At 40.6% G+C, this 17,814-nt stretch carries 12 protein-coding genes and 2 tRNA genes; 6 read left to right on the top strand and 8 right to left on the bottom strand.

The features are described 5' to 3' along the window. Positions 1-13 precede the first annotated feature (13 nt). Positions 14-1,246, top strand: a complete 1,233-nt coding sequence (locus tag HH214_RS19660; RefSeq protein ID WP_169610549.1) for a TCR/Tet family MFS transporter — start codon at positions 14-16, stop codon at positions 1,244-1,246. 52 nt (positions 1,247-1,298) lie between these two features. Next, positions 1,299-2,531, top strand: a complete 1,233-nt coding sequence (locus HH214_RS19655; protein WP_169610547.1) for a TCR/Tet family MFS transporter — start codon at positions 1,299-1,301, stop codon at positions 2,529-2,531. 36 nt (positions 2,532-2,567) lie between these two features. Here HH214_RS19655 and HH214_RS19650 read toward each other — a convergent pair whose 3' ends face one another. Continuing rightward, positions 2,568-3,161: a DUF502 domain-containing protein gene (locus tag HH214_RS19650; RefSeq protein ID WP_169610545.1), complete on the bottom strand. Its 594-nt coding sequence runs from the start codon at positions 3,159-3,161 to the stop codon at positions 2,568-2,570. A gap of 12 nt (positions 3,162-3,173) precedes the next feature. After that, positions 3,174-5,615, bottom strand: a complete 2,442-nt coding sequence (locus HH214_RS19645; protein ID WP_248282154.1) for a bifunctional UDP-N-acetylmuramoyl-tripeptide:D-alanyl-D-alanine ligase/alanine racemase — start codon at positions 5,613-5,615, stop codon at positions 3,174-3,176. Positions 5,616-5,695: 80 nt separating this feature from the next. On the opposite strand from HH214_RS19645, the gene HH214_RS19640 reads away from it, so the two are divergent. From HH214_RS19640 to HH214_RS19630, 3 genes are all read left to right on the top strand, one after another. Next, the gene (locus HH214_RS19640; protein ID WP_169610541.1) at positions 5,696-6,187 is read left to right on the top strand and encodes a regulatory protein RecX; all 492 of its coding nucleotides are present in this window, start codon (positions 5,696-5,698) and stop codon (positions 6,185-6,187) included. A 100-nt stretch (positions 6,188-6,287) separates the two neighbouring features. Further along, positions 6,288-6,363 (top strand) — tRNA-Gly (locus HH214_RS19635). Positions 6,364-6,411: 48 nt separating this feature from the next. Further along, positions 6,412-6,497: transfer RNA gene (locus HH214_RS19630), tRNA-Leu, on the top strand. Positions 6,498-6,539: 42 nt separating this feature from the next. Here HH214_RS19630 and HH214_RS19625 read toward each other — a convergent pair. The 6 genes from HH214_RS19625 to HH214_RS19600 form a co-directional block, all read right to left on the bottom strand. After that, entirely contained in the window at positions 6,540-7,841 is a 1,302-nt protein-coding gene (locus HH214_RS19625) for a nucleoside hydrolase-like domain-containing protein (RefSeq protein WP_169610540.1), read from the bottom strand. A gap of 2 nt (positions 7,842-7,843) precedes the next feature. Beyond that, positions 7,844-9,217, bottom strand: a complete 1,374-nt coding sequence (locus HH214_RS19620; protein ID WP_248282153.1) for an MGH1-like glycoside hydrolase domain-containing protein — start codon at positions 9,215-9,217, stop codon at positions 7,844-7,846. A 39-nt stretch (positions 9,218-9,256) separates the two neighbouring features. Beyond that, the gene (locus HH214_RS19615) at positions 9,257-10,678 is read right to left on the bottom strand and encodes a RagB/SusD family nutrient uptake outer membrane protein (RefSeq protein ID WP_169610536.1); all 1,422 of its coding nucleotides are present in this window, start codon (positions 10,676-10,678) and stop codon (positions 9,257-9,259) included. Between the two features lie 19 nt (positions 10,679-10,697). Further along, positions 10,698-13,955: a TonB-dependent receptor gene (locus HH214_RS19610; protein ID WP_248282152.1), complete on the bottom strand. Its 3,258-nt coding sequence runs from the start codon at positions 13,953-13,955 to the stop codon at positions 10,698-10,700. A gap of 307 nt (positions 13,956-14,262) precedes the next feature. After that, entirely contained in the window at positions 14,263-15,303 is a 1,041-nt protein-coding gene (locus tag HH214_RS19605; protein ID WP_169610534.1) for a FecR family protein, read from the bottom strand. A 111-nt stretch (positions 15,304-15,414) separates the two neighbouring features. Further along, complete coding sequence (locus HH214_RS19600; protein ID WP_169610532.1) at positions 15,415-15,984, bottom strand: sigma-70 family RNA polymerase sigma factor; 570 nt, start codon at positions 15,982-15,984, stop codon at positions 15,415-15,417. A gap of 416 nt (positions 15,985-16,400) precedes the next feature. Between HH214_RS19600 and HH214_RS19595 the strand changes: the two genes are divergently transcribed. Further along, complete coding sequence (locus HH214_RS19595) at positions 16,401-17,813, top strand: L-fucose/L-arabinose isomerase family protein (protein WP_169610530.1); 1,413 nt, start codon at positions 16,401-16,403, stop codon at positions 17,811-17,813. The last annotated feature ends 1 nt before the right edge of the window (position 17,814 follow it).

Raw genomic sequence — 17,814 nt, 5'->3', positions numbered from 1 at the left:
CTATATTGCAAGTATGAACTTGCCCGCTCAACCTAAACGTAAGGCCGCCTTAGGGTTTATATTTGTTACCTTGCTTATTGATATTACCGGCTTTGGTATTATCATCCCGGTTTTTCCGAAGTTGATTGAACATTTATTACATGGCAATTTGAGTGATGCCGCACGTTATGGCGGATGGCTCACATTTGCTTATTCTATTATGCAGTTTTTGTTTGCACCGGTACTAGGCAACTTAAGTGACCGGTTTGGTAGAAGGCCAGTATTGTTAGGTTCTTTACTGGGTTTTAGTATTGACTACTTATTCTTGGCATTTGCTCCTACTATTACCTGGTTATTTTTAGGCCGAATTATAGCAGGCATAACTGGTGCCAGTTTTACTACAGCCTCAGCCTATATTGCCGACGTAAGCACCCCAGAAAACCGTGCACAGAACTTTGGTATTATTGGAGCTGCTTTTGGCATAGGCTTTATTATAGGTCCGGTGCTGGGTGGTGTACTAGGGCAGTATAGTGCTAAACTGCCCTTTTTAGCTGCAGCGGGCTTGGCTTTATTGAATGCGATTTACGGCTTTTTTATTCTACCGGAATCTCTTTCGCCAAGTAACCGGCGACCTTTTGAATTGCGGCGTGCTAATCCGGTTGGTTCATTATTACAGTTGAAGAAGTATCCTGCCATTAGCGGACTTATCAGCTCATTGATTCTTATTTATATTGCTGCACATGCCGTGCAAAGTACCTGGACTTATTTCACTATGGAACGATTCCAATGGAGCGAATCTCTGGTAGGATATTCATTAGGTGTTATTGGCTTGTTATCCGGGCTGGTTCAAGGTTTACTTATCCGATATACCATTCCCAAACTGGGTCAGCAGAAAAGCATAATAACGGGCTTGTTGCTATATAGTCTTGGCTTATTGCTGTTTGCTTTTGCCGACCAAAGCTGGATGATGTTTGCTATACTAGTTCCGTATTGCCTAGGTGGCATTGCTGGACCAGCTTTACAAGGCTTAATTAGCGGGCAAGTTCTCCCTAACGAGCAAGGCGAATTACAAGGTGGGCTCACGAGTTTGATTAGTGCTACTTCCATCATCGGCCCTCCATTAATGACTACTTTGTTTGCATGGTTTACCGGATCAAAAGCACCTATCAATTTTCCTGGTGCTCCATTTTTGATGGGGGCTTTGTTAATGTTGACCAGCACATTATTAGCTGTAAGAAATTTTAAAAGAGCAAAACAAGCGGTGTAATTTTAGTTAGCCACAAACAAACATTTAACTTTATTATTGTTAATACCCAAAGATGAGTGAAGCAGTACACCCTAAACGCCCTGCAGCTTTGGGCTTTATATTTGTTACCATTTTTATTGATACACTAGGCTTAGGAATTATCATCCCGGTTTTACCAAAATTGTTGGAACAGCTGGGGCACATTAACGTCAGTACAGCTACCCAATACAGCGGGTATCTTACCTTCACTTATGCCACCATGCAATTTATCTTTTCATCTGTATTGGGCAATCTAAGCGACAGATTTGGCCGTAGGCCAGTACTGCTTTTTTCCTTATTAGGGTTTGGTATTGACTACTTGTTTATGGCCTTTGCTCCTACTGTGGCTTGGCTGTTTATAGGGCGCACCATTGCCGGCATTACCGGAGCTAGTAATACCACAGCCACCGCCTACATTGCCGATGTAAGCACAGGTGATAAACGGGCAGCTAATTTTGGTTTGGTTGGTGCAGCAACTGGCTTAGGCTTCATTATGGGTATAGGCCTGGGAGGATATATTGGAGCTTTAGGCATCCGGATACCATTTATGGCCGCTGCTGGATTAGCTTTATTAAACGCCGTTTATGGTTTTTTTGTACTTCCAGAATCTTTACCTGTTGAAAATCGGCGTAGCTTTAATTGGAAACGAGCTAACCCTTTAGGATCATTAAAACGGCTCAGCCTATTTCCAGCTATTGGTGGTTTAGTAAGTGCATTTACGTTGGTTTACATTGCTCAAAAAGCTGTAGAATCAGTTTTGCCATTCTTTTTGGTTGAGAAGTTTAAATGGTCACTAAGCAGCATTAGTAGCTTGGGTATATTTATTGGCGTGCTGCTCATTGGAATACAAGGTTTCCTGATCAGATGGCTAATACCCAAATTTGGACAGGAAAAAAATATTGTGGCAGGCTTATTATTTTATGCTACTGGCTTAGCCCTAATAGCGTTTGCTAGCCACGGTTGGCTAATGTACATCTATATGATTTTTTATTGCTTGGGGGGAATCTCCGGTCCGGCATTACAAGGCATGATTACCAGTCAGGTTCCAGCGAATGAACAAGGCGAGCTACAAGGTGCATTAACCAGTTTAACCAGTATTACTACTATTATTGGCCCTTTACTAATGACTTCAATATTTGCACATTTTACCAATCCTAAAACTCACCTGCAGTTTCCAGGTGCACCCTACTTACTAGGTGCACTTTTAATGTTAATTAGTACGTTTATAGCGATTAGCAATTTCAAAAAAGGTCATCGTGCAAGTTAATAGTGCTTGTATAAAAATACTCTCAGCTATATATAATCATTGCAACTCACTTACACCACCAGACACTACAAACTTCATAACTTCGGCAGCATTGCGGTTAATAGGCTTTATTTTATCTGCCGGTACAATCAATAGTTGGCCTGCAAACGAGTAAGAATAAGGAAAATATACGGCAACTTCGTTTTGGAGATTAAGCGCACTTAAATCTTTTTGCGTCAGGAAACCAATCTTTTTTAAACCCGAACTATCTATTTCTACCATTACCGGTTCATTAAACTTCTTCTCCTCTCCCACAAAAGCCTCGGTTAAGTCTTTGATAGACGAATACAAGAATTTAAACAATGGTAAGCGGTTTAACCAGCGGCTAAACCAGCCTTTTATGGGGTCGGTGATAACATTAGTGACCAGCACACCTGCTATTAATATTAAAACCACTACACTCAATATACCCATTCCTGGAATATAGATGGCACGTCCTTTAGCATCGGTCCAGATGAAGCCACTTAAATTCAGCGCATTATCCAAACTGGCTACCACCCAAAATATCAGAAAACAGGCAGCACCTAATGGAATAACCACCAGCATGCCTTTTATAAAATATCTTAATACAGCACGGAAGAACCTATTCATGCAGGTACAATTTTATTCATAAAAGTACACTCTTTTTACCCGTTGAGATATGTTGGTTAAAATTTCATAGGGTATAGTGCCAATTTGCTTAGCTAAATCTTCAATAGTTTGTTGTTCGTTAAATACGATAACTTCATCGCCTTCCTTTACATCAACTGCGCTTACATCAATCATGCACATATCCATAGCTATATTACCAACGGTTGGCACCAGGGTATTTTTTACCAGCATATGTCCTACTCCATTACCAAAAGCGCGTAAGTAACCATCAGCATAACCAATACGAATGGTAGCTATTCGGCCATCTTTTAATAAACTGCCATTACGATTGTAGCCTACAGTTTCACCAGCTAAAATATTTTTCACCTGAGAAATGCTGGTTTTCAATGTAGCAATAGGTTGCAAGCCATTTAAATGTTCAGGCACGGCGGCATCAATACCGTACAATCCGATGCCTAGCCTTACCATATCAAACTGCGCATCAGGCCATCGAATGATAGCCGAGGTGTTTGAAATATGCTTAATTACCTCATAGCCTAAAGCTTCTTCTATCTGTGCAAACGCTTGTTTAAAGGCTTTAATCTGCTGGCGTGTAAAAGCATCATGCGCTTCGGCATCACTGGCTACTAGATGTGAGAATACCGAAGTTACCTTTATGTACGGGTTATCCATCAACAAATCACAAAGCACATCCAGTTCAAAAGCTTCAAAGCCTAGGCGGTGCATGCCTGTATCTATTTTCAAGTGCACTGGGTACTGATTTACTTTATAGGTTTGTGCAAACTTGATAAACCTATCCAGTAAACCCAAACTATATATCTCAGGCTCAAGTTTAAATTCGAGCATTTTATCAAATGCCGAAGGCTCAGGGTTAAGTACCATAATAGGCAGCTTAATACCGGCCTGACGTAAAGCTACGCCTTCATCGATGTAAGCTACAGCCAAGTAATCGACCTTGTTATATTGCAATATGTTGGCTACTTCAAAAGTACCGCTTCCGTATGAAAAGGCTTTAACCATGGTCATGATTTTAACGCCCGGCTTCAACTTGGATTTATAAAAATTTAAGTTATTTAACAATGCATTTAAATTGATTTCCAGCATTGTTTCATGAGCCTTTTCGGATAGTGCTCGACTTATTTTTTCAAATTCAAAGCTGCGAGAGCCTTTGATTAAAATAGCTTCATTGTTAAAATTTAACTCGTTTCTATTCCGAAGCAGTTCATGCGTGCTCTCATAGAAATACTTACGTGGTATAGCATCAAAACTATCTTGATGTTGGTATAGCGCCTTACCTACACCTATAAATTTATCAACGCGCTTAGTTTTAACCAGTGTTGCTACTTGTTGATACAAATCGGTTTGCGGTAAGCCAGATTGAAAAATATCAGATAGTATTAATGTTTTAACAGGATGTTGATTTTGCTGCTGTAAAAAGTTTAAGGCAATTTCAAGCGACCGGATATCAGAGTTGTAGGAATCATCAATGATAGAACAGTCATTAACACCTGTTTTCATTTCCAGGCGCATACTAATGGGCGTTAAATGCTCCAACCTAACATCAGTTTCAACTGCATTGTAACCTAACGCCAGCATAGTTGCCCAGCATACAATAGCATTTTCAACAGAGGCTTCGTCCAAAAATGGAATTAAGCACTCAATTTCTTGGCCTTTATACATGGCCCGCAAGTAAAAACGCTTGGATATTACTGTTTCACTAAACACAAATAAATCAGCCTCTTTAAAATTTAAGCTCCAGGTAAACGCGGTAGCGGCAGGTAAATCATCCTTGTAAGATATTAATTGATCGTAATTGTAAACTAATAGTTCACAATTGGTAAACAGCTTTAACTTTTCTTGTACCTTTTGTTCAAAGCTTTCAAAACCTTCGGCATGTGCAGAACCTAAGTGAGTGAGCACACCAATAGTGGGTTGAATTATTGCCTGCAAAGCTTCCATTTCATGAGTTGTGGATATACCCGCTTCAAAAATCCCCAAGTCATTTTCAGCTTGTATTTGCCACACGGATAACGGTACACCAATTTGCGAATTGTAGCTTTTGGGATTGCGAACAATATTTTTATCAGCAGCCATTAACTGATATAACCATTCTTTAACAATGGTTTTGCCATTACTGCCTGTTATGCCAATTACAGGTAAATTAAAGCGACTACGATGATAAGCAGCCAGCGTCTGCAAAGCTTGCATTACATCTGGCACCATTAAAAAGTTAGCAGCTTGGTAACTAATTGTTGGCTGCTCTTGCACCACAAAATTCCGTACGCCTTCATTGTAAGCTTCACTAATAAACTCATGTCCATCACGTCGTCCCTTTAATGCAAAAAATAGACTTTCAATAGGATTACTGATTTGGCGGCTATCCGTCAGTAAAAAACTGATATTGTTTTCACGGACTATGGTACCCAATGCACCAATAATTTGTTGAATTTCCAAGATAGAATAAGGAGTACTGAGCATGTTACGAATGTGGCTATATTTATGTAAAGAGAAGAATTTTTAGTAAATTTGGTTTGATGGATGAACCGAAAAAGAAGAGAATTACAGATGTAAAAACAGCCTTAACCAAAGCCGAACATTATTGTGCCTATCAAGAACGCTCACAACAGGAAGTACGAGAAAAATTGTATGACATGGGCATGTACCCTACTGGCGTTGAGCAAGTAATTACCCAGTTGATAATTGATAACTTTTTAAATGAAGAACGTTTTGCCAAAGCTTATGCGCAAGGCAAATTCAGGATGAAAAGTTGGGGACGTAACAAAATAAAACAGGGTTTGAAATTAAAACGTGTACCTGATAAACTAATTAATAAAGCACTTCAAACCATTGATGGGGATGACTACTTACACACACTAGAAGATTTACTACAGAAAAAGCAAGAGCAAATACAAGAAAACGATGCTTTTAAACGCCGTTATAAATTAGTACAATATGCTTTAAGTCGAGGTTTTGAAAGCGATTTAATAAATGACATTTTGAGAGCCAAGGAGTTACAAAAAAGTTAGAAAAACTTTAAAATAATTATTTGCAGGAATAATATTGTTCTCTATATTTGCATCACCAAAACGGAAGGGGCATACTTAAAAAGCTCTCAAAGTTTAAAATGCGAAAGTAGCTCAGTTGGTAGAGCACGACCTTGCCAAGGTCGGGGTCGCGAGTTCGAATCTCGTCTTTCGCTCCAAATCTCTTCTTTTTTGAAGGGATTTATTTTTGAAAAGGTGAATCACCTGCTCGGGTGGTGGAACTGGTAGACACGCAGGACTTAAAATCCTGTGATCCTTAAAGATCGTGCGGGTTCGATTCCCGCCCCGAGTACAAAGCCCTCCTAATTTCCAGGAGGGCTTTGTTGTTTAATCATTAATGTAACCACTCCCATCTTTTAGCCCAATCGTTTAGAAACTTTTGCCGCCACTTTGCAATAGTACGTCCTCCCTGCTGATCGCCATAGAAAAGATTGGGCTCTTGCTGGTCACTGTACCAATTACTGCCTACTAAGTAGTCGGCTTTATTTACCTTTCCAGGCCATATGTTGGTAACCGTAAATTCCCCCGTCAACTCGACAAAGCCAGGTATGTCACTTTTGATCTTGTATGTACAAACACCCGCCTTTTTGGGTGCATACCGTATAGCATAATTGCCGTTTCCTAAATAATACCCAGGCCATTGTTGATTTAATATTTCCATACTAAAGCAAGCTTTATCAGAAGAATGCTGTATTACCGGACCTTTGAAATGCCACTCTACGGTACCATACACAGCTACTGAATCAGCCAGAGTTGTATTACGATTAAATATATAATGTGAACTACGCTGAATTTTTGTAAAACTGCCACCCCAGCTTTCTTTAAATGGATTTTCAAGATGACCAGCCATTGCATAGAGTAAGGATGGCGTATCCCCCATTTTTATGGCACCGCCGTAGTATTGTTTGAACTGCATACCCATATGCCCATGTCCTTTGATGTGCTGATTATAGTAGTTATCCTGCTTGGGATCTTCAGGGGTTTCTGCATCTAAAAATAGGCCTCGGTAAGTTGCATTATTTTCTATCATCCACAAGTCCGGAAAGTGCTGCACAATGTAGGCATAAGCGTTTATGCTCCATTTCTTATTAGGTCCACCAATCCAATAAACTTTAATTTTGTTTCTGATTTCTGGAACATCATGCAGCGCTTGGGCTACGTCTTCCAACCCACCCCACACTAATATCCATAAAGGCTGCGCACTTTTCTTTTTAGCACATTTAACAATCCAATCTGATCCTTCTGTTGCTGTGCGCCAACCGCTGTAAGGTGCAGCTCCGGATACGCCCTGTTTACAAAAAACCCGTAATGCATTGGGTAACGGAAAATCCGCATGCTGTTTCAATTGCGGGTAATCTTTTGCGTACAGGTCAATCATATCCAAAATATCCTGCTTTTTACCGTCACCGTATGAAGGAGAGGAAATCAAACCTTCCGTGTTGAACTTGTCTGCATACATTAAAAAATGTATCATGGATTGAAAATCATCGTCATCAGTGCCGCCAATGTCTGTACTAATGATAATGCGCGGCTTAATTGCCTGTGCATGGACTTGACCATACTGTATAGTAAATAGACCTACCAGTAAAATGAGCTTTGTTGTAAGTCTGCTTAAAAGATTGTTTGTGTTTACCATGTTTAAAACTCTTCTACAACTGTTTGCCCGTCTGTCCAATCTATCATATTTAAAACTAAATAGTTCCAGTTCTGAAAGCCTTTGTTTAAGATCGGCTGACCACTGTCGGGTTCATAATATTCATGCAAAGCACCAGTTTGCTGCAAATCACGACCAAACAGCGTTATGGTTTTGTTAACCAGTTCACGCGCCTGTTTTGCAAAACCATATTTTACCAAACCCCGATAAACTAAATAGTTAGATATTCCCCAGACTGGACCTAACCAGTTTGATGGATTATTACTGGCTCGTACACTGTACATTTTCTCCAATTTTGATAAAGTACGAATGCCAAATTTTGCATTAAAGGTGGCGGGTATCTCGAAATTCTCATCAACCATCCTTTTAGCTTGAGCTGGTGTGGCAATGCCTGCCCACATGGCCAGAAAGCCCGACCATACACCTATGCGCTGTATTAAACCATCGTAAGTGCGAGGATAGCCGCTGTGCAATATCATACTTTGACCAAATATTATTGAAGGCGTTTCCGTAACTGGCCGAAGGTTGATATCTACTGAATAGAAGAAGCCATCTTTTTCATCCCAACAGTTTTTTTGAATCGCAGCCTTTAAATCCTCGGCATCTGTATTGTACTCTTTGGCAACTTCTGGCAGTTTGAGACATTCAGCTATATACACCATTGCTTTAAGCTCTTTATACATCAGGCAATTCAAAAAAATGGATGCCGAACTACCCGTTGGCCTGAAAAAAGTGGAGGGATCGTTATCTACCCCGATGGCCAAATCATCTTGCCAGTAATATAATCCGGTGGGTTTATGCCGATGATGAGTTTCATAGTTATTGATAAACGCCTGCATCAAACTAAATTGCTCACGAAGCCATTCTGCATTACCACCATTAAGCTTGATTAAAAACGCAGCATGCTGTGCAATTACCGGCTTGTGCATGTTAGTTTTATACAGGTTTATCGGCTTCATTTTATCGGCACTGCTTTTTTGAGAAATCAGGATGGGCATGTAGCCATCAAAGCCAGTATAGGATAGAAAGTTAAGGATACAACCTTGTTCATATGCAACAGCGTCTTTCTGTTCTTTATCGTTTCCACGGTCAGTTAAAATTTGGCGTAATGCTACATTGCTTAACCAAGAATCCCAATCCCACAAATCATTAGCATACGCGTTACTACCCGGTGTGATGTAAGGATAATGTAAAGCTCCATGTGCTGACCTGAACATTCCTTTATAATCTGAATAGATATGCTGCCTGATGAGCTTGCTGTAAGCCAATATACTGTCAGGCACCTGCCCCAAAGCAGCACCGGAACTTAATACCAGTGCTGCTATAATCAGTTTAGCAGATGCAAAATAATTTTTCATAGATAGCATCAGTACAGAATATATTGGTTATTAACCAAACTAATAACCTGGGTTTTGGGTAATGGCACTGTTTTGTGTAATCACATATTGTGGTATAGGGTACACCAATCTATTTTGCGTAGCGGTTTTGCCTTTTGCAGGCAATACCGTTAAAGCTCTACCCGTTCTTTTTAAATCAAAAAAGCGGTGAAACTCCAAAGCTAGTTCTACCCGGCGCTCATGTTCTAAAGCTAAAGCTACTGTTGGGTATTTAGCAGTTGGGTAATTAGCAGTGCCAAATGCAGATAAGCCGGCACGCGCACGTACCTGGTTCATGTAAGTAGCATCGCCGGTGGCTTCTGTTAAAAGTAACAGCACATCAGCATATCGTAACACCATAAAGTTGTTGTTGCTTAACTCTTGAGTACCGCTTACCGGTGCTGTCCGGTCTTCCCATTTCTTTGGGAATTTAATAGCTACAAAATTCCCTTTAGCATCATTATAGCCGGTATTGATTGAAACATCCCGGCGGGGATCGCCTGCTTCGTATTCGTTATACAAATCATCCGTTACCTGGTTAATGCCGCCGCCATATTTGGTAATTACCCCATTGGTTACAGGAGCATAGGCCGTCCAGTAAGAACTGTAAGGGTTACTTGCCGAACCACCTAAATTCTGTATTTCGAATACAGATTCTTTAGTGTTTTTAACGTTTGCGCCAAACAATGAAGCATACTGCGGCAAAAGGCTGTACTGCCCGCTATTATAAACCTCCATCAACAGTGTAGTTGCAGCCGATTTATTGCCCATAGATAAATACACTTCAGCTAACACAGTTTGGGCTGCTCCTTTTGAAGCTCGCCCAAGTGCAGGAACAGCATTGGCTAACGGCAAGTTGTCTGCGGCAAACTTCAAATCAGTTACAATCTGGTTGTACACATCGGTTTCAGATGAGCGTAAGGTTGTGTAAGCATCAGTAGCAGAAATTACTTTAGTTACTAGTGGAACGCCGCCCCATAACTGTACCATGTTATAGTAATACAAACCGCGCAAAAACATCATTTCACCTTTCACCCGGTTGGTGTAAGCCGCATCAAGACCAGCAACCTGTATTTGATCAATGATGTTATTAATTGTGAACATAGCCTTATAATAGTCCTGCCAGTACTGATAAATCAAAGTATTACTTGCACTGATGGTATAATCTCTGATGGCCCATTTATCAGCCTGTGCACCGGCTACCGCATACAGTGTAGCATTATCTGACATAATTTCGGTGTAAGAAGCAGCTTCTTCCGGCGCATAAATAGTGTAGAGTGTAGCGTAAGCGGAGTTAATAGCCACATCAAAATCTGCTCTGGTTTTATAAAAATTATTTGCATTAGCATTTGAAATAGGTGCCAAGTCAAGAAATGACTTCTTGCAGCTACATACCATAATACAGATAACTGTAATGGTGATAATTCTTTGTATACTTTTCATTTTGTCAATCTTGAACGTGTTAAAAATCAACTTTTGCTCCGAAGGTAATAATGCGTGGCAACGGGTAAGATCCGTAATCAACGCCGAAAAAGGCTCCTGACGGATTGCCGGTAGATGCTGGCGTGGTTGGCGGATAAGTGGTATTTTCCGGATCGAAATTCCTGTACTTGCTCCATAAGTGTACGTTTTCAGCATTTACGTAAACCCGTATATTCTTGGCTGGCGTGTGCTTAACCCAACGCTGCGGAACGGTGTAGCCAAAGCGGATATTTTTCAATCTTACCCAGGTAGCACTTTCTACCCAGTAGCTGGAAAAGCTTTGTTCAATAGCTGTTGGGTTGATGGAGGGCTTGAAATGAATACCATCACCAGGGTTACTCTCCGAACGCCAGTAGTTGGCAACATCTGCATAAGCATTCCGTCCGCCGTTCCATATACCTAAGTACCGGGTAAGCTGGTTAGTAATCTGTCCGCCAAATGATCCCTGAACCAGAAAGCCCAAATCAAAGCCTTTGTAAGTGAAAGTATTTGTAATACCCGATGCAAAATTAGCTTGTGCATTGCCCAAACGGGTTTGGTCGTTCGCATCAATTTTTCCATCACCGTTTACATCACGTACAATAGGTTCGCCCGGTACTGTACCGGCAATATGCGGCGTAGCATTAATCTGTGCCTGATTGTTGTACACCCCATCAAACACATAGCCGTAAAAGTTAGATATTGGTTGACCGACTTCTGTTTTTACCTGAACTGCATAATCGGTAAATAGCAGAGGTGCATTGCCTGGCCCAAGTTGTAAAACCTTGTTACGATTGAAGGAAAGATTAAAGTCGGTGGTCCATTTGAATTGCCCTACCATATTTTTACTCGATAAGTTGAACTCAAACCCTCTGTTCCGGACTTTACCAACGTTCGATAGCTGTGTTGAAAAACCAGTTATATCAGGAATAGGAACATTTAACAACAGGTTTTTTGTGATTGAGTTGTAAAACTCTGCTGTTACATTTAATCTGTTTTTTAGCAATCCTATATCAAGACCTATATTGAACTGGTTAGTTTTTTCCCACTGCAGGTTGGGGTTTGAAATATTAGCTACGTTAAGCCCGCTGGCTAATGTATTGCCTGCTACATAATTAGTTTTATTCAATAAACTCACCGGCCCATAGTTGGGTATTTGGTTGTTACCTGCAACGCCATAGCTGGTGCGTAATTTCAAATTGCTGATTACAGGCAGGTTTTTCATGAAATCCTCTTCAGAAATTAACCAGCCGGCTGATGCAGATGGGAAATAACCATATTTAGAATCCTCTCCAAACCGAGAGCTTCCGTCACGCCTGATAGTTCCTGTTAAGAAGTATTTGTTTTTATAGTTATAGTTTATTCTGGCTAAATACGATACCAATGCCCATTCTGATGCAAATGATGTAGCAGAAGTTACCGTTCCGGCATTTAAAGTATGTACCAAATCATTAGGGAAATTTGATGCGGATGTTGTACTTGACTCATCGCGCTGATGCTGGGTCGTGAAACCCAACAGCGCGTTGATTGTATGCGCACCCCATTGCTTATCGTAAGTTAAAGTATTTTCACTTAGCCAGTTCAGCGAGTAATTAGACCGGATATTAGCGGTTGCCGGCAAAACGGCCGAATAGCCATATCCCTGATTGGCATTGGCATAAGAATCAAAAGAATTATTGTACAGATTACCGCTAATAGAGGTTCGTGCTTTTAAGCCGTCAATAATTTTATATTCAAGAAATCCGGTAGCCAGCGTGTTAAAAGATTTATTATGCTCAGATATTTGCCGGGTTAACGAATACGGATGCCATTCGATTAAATCACTATAAGGCAGAAAACGATACCATACGGAGTTTGGATCACGAAAGCCCAAGCTACCTGTTTCGGTATAAACAGGAAAAATGGGATCACTCTGTACGCCTAAACTTACCACATCACTTTTACCGGCTATCCCATCAGTACGGTCGAAAATGCCGGTAAAAGCGATATTACTACCAATAGTAAAATGGTCTGATATTTTGTGCCGGATATTGCTCCGTAAAGAAAGACGCTTATAATAGTTTGCATCCAGCACCGCGTTCTGGTTCAGGAAACCGCCCGAAAATAAAAATTGTGTTTTTTCGGTACCTCCTGATACAGAAAGCTGAGCGTTTTGCAACGGAGCTACCCTGAACATTACACTTTGCCAATCGGTACCGCTACCAAACTGCCCTGGGTTGTTCAGAAAATCTTCAGGAATTTTGAAGGCTGATGAGCGTACGCTGTTCGGATCTGATGCGGAACGACCACTGCCCGATGCAGCCCAGGCATTATTATGCGCATCTATATAGTATTGTACAAACTGCTGTGCATCCATCATTTTTATTCGGCGCCTTACATCCTGTGTACCGTATTCAATGGTAGCATTTACATTAGTTTGCCCAGGTTTACCTATTTTGGTTGTAACAATAACCACCCCATTGGCGCCTCGCGAGCCATAAATTGCTGTTGAGGAGGCATCTTTCAGCACATCTACTGATTCAATATCCTGCGGATTGATGTTGTTGAGGTTGAAATTTTCCAAAGCCACCCCATCAACTACATAAAGTGGGTTGGTACCGGCAGTAATAGAGCTCACACCCCGAATGCGAATGGAAGGCGATTGCCCCGGCGCTCCTTGCGATTGCGTGATGCTTACGCCCGGAAGTTCTCCGGCCAATGATTGCAGCACGTTGGTGTTGGTTCTGTCTTTAAAGTTGTCGTATTTCACAGAAGCAATAGAGCCGGTTACAGCCCTTTTACTTTGTGTACCATAACCTACTACCACAATATCGTTCAACTGCTTACCGCCAACATTCATTTTTAAAGTAATATTGATGGTTTGAGCTTCAGCGGTACCGGAAACATCAACTGTTTGGCTAATGTAACCTATAAAAGAGAAAGTTAACCGAGCTCCAGTTTGTACGTTAAGCTGATAATCACCGTTTACATCGGTAACCGTACCCGAATTTGTACCTTCCACTCTAACAGAAACACCCGGCAACGGCTCCCCTGTATCGCTGGTAACTTTACCTTTTACCCTTGAATCGGCCAGAGTTGTTGTACCCGGCGTTATAACTACCAAGCCATTGTCAAGTACACGACTTTGCAGTGCAGTACCTTTTAAAATTTCTTTCAACACATCGGTTAGCAGCATCTCTTTTGCATGCAGCGTCACCATTGTATTTCCGGAAAGGTTTTCTTCACTGTATAACAGCCTAACCTTGTTCTTTTTTTCCAAAAGGTTGAAGACCTGTTTAAGAACCATCTTATCAACATCGAGCGTTACACGTACATTCTGCGAGTAAGATGCCGCTGATACACGAATACAAAAGAGCAAAGTAAGGGAAAAAACACATTTCAACATCAAGAGAAACTTTCGGTATTTAGAAATACACAAACAATTACTATGAAGTATATTTTTTTTCATAGCTTTAAAGGTTTAAATTTTAAACAATCTGTTAATTAGGGGCATATGCCCCGGCCAAGAAGTTTGCAGATTTTTCGGCGGGAGATGCTGGTACCATCTCCCGCTTACTTTTGCAGGTTTAGTTAATAGTTATCTCGTCATACTTTAATTCATATTTAAAAGGTTTTATCAATTGCATGGCTTTCAATGCCTGATCTATTGTTTCGCTCTGGAAAATACCAGTGAAATGGTATTTATTTACAGTTGCGTTTTGAACGTTGATCGTAACATTATACCAGCGTTCTAACCGGGGTTTAAGCTGCGCGAAAGATTCATTTTTGAATACCAGTTTATTATCCATCCATGAGGTTTCTTCAATGTATTGTTTACTTCTTATTTCAATAGGCTTTATACTTTGAATAGCCAGTCTCATGGTTTTACTACCGTGTACATGAGCACTTGATTCGGGCGAGTTATCCGCAAGGGTAAGTTTCTCGTTTGGTTTCAATAATATTTTTTGCTGCTGAGAGCCGGATGTGGTTAACTCTATCGATCCTCTGATAAGTGCAGCTTCACTAACCGCATCATCAGGGTAGGCTTTAATATTAAAAGCAGTTCCTAACACCTGAACTGAAAATTTTTTGGTGGTGATTACAAAGGGTCGGTGCTTGTTTTTAGTAACATCAAAGTAAGCTTCACCTACCAGTTGCACCCGCCTTACGGCATCCGTATTTAGCTGATTACTGAAATTAATTTTACTGTTACAGTTCAACCATACTCGTGTACCATCGGGCAAAACCACCTTTTTATGTATGCCTTTATCTGCAAAAATTTCGGTGGTACCGCTGGCTGTACTGTTGCTTTGATAAATATAGATTACACTTACAACTATAATAGCCAGCATGAGCAAAGCCGACACCAGCATTTTCTGCCTGCTCCAGCCAGCATGCTTTGTGGGATCGGATTGCATAATCTCCGGATGTTTCAGCGTATGCAACAAATAAGCTGCATCTGTATCATCTTTTGCTGACTTGTTCATCCAAAGCTGCCTGATAAGCTCTTCATAATACAGCCCATCAGGATACTGCTTAAGTAAATTTTCTAATTCACTTAATTCAGTTATAGTTGCTTCACCAGCCATTTTACGGGCAAGCAATTCTAATATCCTGTTTTCAGACATGTAATATTAAAAGTAGAGCCGGTAAGCTCAGGTTATAATTGGGTTCTTATATTACAGGACAACTAGTAATAGAATACTCCCTATAAGAAAAATGAAAATTTTCAAGAAAGTTTAACGAGTAAGATTATACTCTCGCTTCACAACGGCACCAATCCTTTTAATAGCAGTTACTAATTGTGCATCAACGGTTTTCACAGATATATCCAACAGTTCGGCTACTTCTTTGTAGCTTAATCCATCTTCTTTAATAAACCGGAAAATCAGTTTGCATTTGGGCGGTAGCGCATTCACTACCTGTTCAATATTTCGCTTTAACTCCTCTGTAATTAAAATCTGCTCTGGGGTAAGGTCATGGAAAGAGATGTTGACATCCATTTCATCTACATAGTTTATAAAACTTCTGGCATCTCTCTTTAGTAAATTGAGTGCTTTGTTTTTAGCAATTACATAAGCATAAACTTTAATGTTAGCTATACCAGGCAGTTGCGCACGATTGCACCATAAAGTAAACATGGTATCGCACGCTACTTCTTCAGCCAATTCATTTGATTTAAGAATAGAAGCAGCAAAACACTTTAATCTGTTATAAAGCAGATCAAACAAGCGCCGATACGCTTGTTCATCATTGTGCAAAGCAATACAACTCACAATTGAATTTAAATCAGATTCTGGCTGGTGCATAGCCGGTTATAATTGGTAATGCAATGTAAACAAGTTTTTTAATTAACAAAACATTCCCATGTTTTAAGCTTTGCTGTTTGCAGCTTATATATTATATCAAGTACAGCAGTAAACCTCACGAGTATTGCACTATCTTATGTATAGTTATACTAATAATATTGAAAATGAACTAGCGTGTAAGCCACTTTAAGATTCTGAGACCCTGTACAGTTATTACTATATTTACTATTAAAAACTGAAGCCAATTACAGTAAAATACAAGATAAGGAGTACACTATCTCACACAATCAATGGTAATATCGTACAATATCATGAAAAACCATTATTATAAATACTCAATGTTAACCTATAGCTTTGAAAAATACAGCTTGTTTACTTTCGAGCTATTACCAATTATAATACGATTTTAATATAAAATGAAAGAACAGATTAGTTTGGGCGTCATTATTGGCAACCGCGATTTTTTTCCTGACCGCCTGGTTGCTGAAGCACGTGCCGACATATTAGCTTTGTTTGAAGAGTTAAACCTGCGTCCTATTATGCTGGACGAGTATGAAACCAAACTGGGCGGTGTAGAAACCTTCCAGGAGGCACAACGCTGCGCTGAACTTTTCCGCAGGCACCACGATGAGATTATGGGCGTGCTGGTTGTATTACCTAATTTCGGTGACGAACGTGGCATAGCTGAAACTTTAAAAATGGCAGGTTTGAACGTACCTGTACTACTACAAGCTTATCCTGATGATTTAGATAAACTGGATGTTGCCCGCAGACGCGATGCATGGTGCGGTAAGATATCGGCCTGTAATAACCTATATCAGTTTGGTATAAAATATACGATTACGCAGCAACATGTAATTCACCCGTTAAATACTGCGTTTAAACAAGAACTGCTGGATTTTGCAGCCGTATGCCGTGTAGTAAAGGGTTTACGTAAACTGCGTATAGGTGCTGTAGGTGCTCGCCCTGGCAGCTTTAATACAGTTCGTTATAGTGAAAAGCTATTGCAACGTAGCGGCATATCCGTAGTTACAGTTGATTTATCGGCCATTTTAGGTACGGCTAACAAGCTTACCAAAGATGACCAGGTTGTAAAAAACCGTTTAGATGCGATATTAGCCTATACGCCCAAAGGTCGTACGCCAGATGAAGCATTGATACAAATTGCCAAACTGGATGTAGCCCTGCATAACTTTATGGAAGAAAATGCGCTTGATGCTACGGCTATTCAGTGCTGGACTTCGTTACAGCAAAATTATGGATGTAATGTGTGTACCAGCATGAGCATCATGAGCGAAAACATGCTGCCTAGCGCCTGCGAGGTAGATGTAACCGGCACCTTAAGCATGTACGCCATGCAACTGGCGTCCGGTTCGCCAAGCGCGTTGGTTGACTGGAACAACAACTACGCTGATGATGACAACAAATGCGTACTATTTCACTGTGGCAATTGGGCTAAATCGTTCCTGCCTGATATCCAGATCAGCACTGCTCCTATTCTGGGTACTACTGTGGGTGAAGAAAACACCTTTGGCGCACTGGATGGCCGTACACCAGCCTCACCGCTCACGTTTGGCCGTATCAGCACCGATGATTGTAAAGGCATTATTAAAGCTTACATTGGTGAAGGCGAATTGACCGATGACCCGTTGAACACCTTCGGCAATCGTGCAGTAGCTAAAATCAACAACATGCAGGGATTGATGCAGTATGTATGCCGCAATGGTTTTGAACACCATGTAGTCATGAATGCCTCAAAAACGGCAAACATCCTGAAAGAAGCATTAGAAAACTATATGGGTTGGGAAGTACACCAACATTTGAGCTAAG

Origin of the sequence: Mucilaginibacter robiniae, assembly GCF_012849215.1 — a bacterium.
GTDB classification, from domain to species: Bacteria; Bacteroidota; Bacteroidia; order Sphingobacteriales; family Sphingobacteriaceae; genus Mucilaginibacter; species Mucilaginibacter robiniae.
The sequence above is the reverse complement of the archived record's forward strand: the minus strand, read 5'-3'. Positions and strand labels throughout refer to the sequence as shown.

Excerpts from the sequence above, each read along its gene's own strand:
- HH214_RS19650 (WP_169610545.1), bottom strand. The coding sequence starts at position 3,161 with ATGAATAGGTTCTTCCGTGCTGTATTAAGATATTTTATAAAAGGCATG.
- HH214_RS19655 (WP_169610547.1), top strand. The coding sequence starts at position 1,299 with ATGAGTGAAGCAGTACACCCTAAACGCCCTGCAGCTTTGGGCTTTATA.
- HH214_RS19660 (WP_169610549.1), top strand. The coding sequence starts at position 14 with ATGAACTTGCCCGCTCAACCTAAACGTAAGGCCGCCTTAGGGTTTATA.
- HH214_RS19620 (WP_248282153.1), bottom strand. The coding sequence starts at position 9,217 with ATGAAAAATTATTTTGCATCTGCTAAACTGATTATAGCAGCACTGGTA.
- HH214_RS19640 (WP_169610541.1), top strand. The coding sequence starts at position 5,696 with ATGGATGAACCGAAAAAGAAGAGAATTACAGATGTAAAAACAGCCTTA.
- HH214_RS19605 (WP_169610534.1), bottom strand. The coding sequence starts at position 15,303 with ATGTCTGAAAACAGGATATTAGAATTGCTTGCCCGTAAAATGGCTGGT.
- HH214_RS19595 (WP_169610530.1), top strand. The coding sequence starts at position 16,401 with ATGAAAGAACAGATTAGTTTGGGCGTCATTATTGGCAACCGCGATTTT.
- HH214_RS19600 (WP_169610532.1), bottom strand. The coding sequence starts at position 15,984 with ATGCACCAGCCAGAATCTGATTTAAATTCAATTGTGAGTTGTATTGCT.
- HH214_RS19625 (WP_169610540.1), bottom strand. The coding sequence starts at position 7,841 with ATGGTAAACACAAACAATCTTTTAAGCAGACTTACAACAAAGCTCATT.
- HH214_RS19615 (WP_169610536.1), bottom strand. The coding sequence starts at position 10,678 with ATGAAAAGTATACAAAGAATTATCACCATTACAGTTATCTGTATTATG.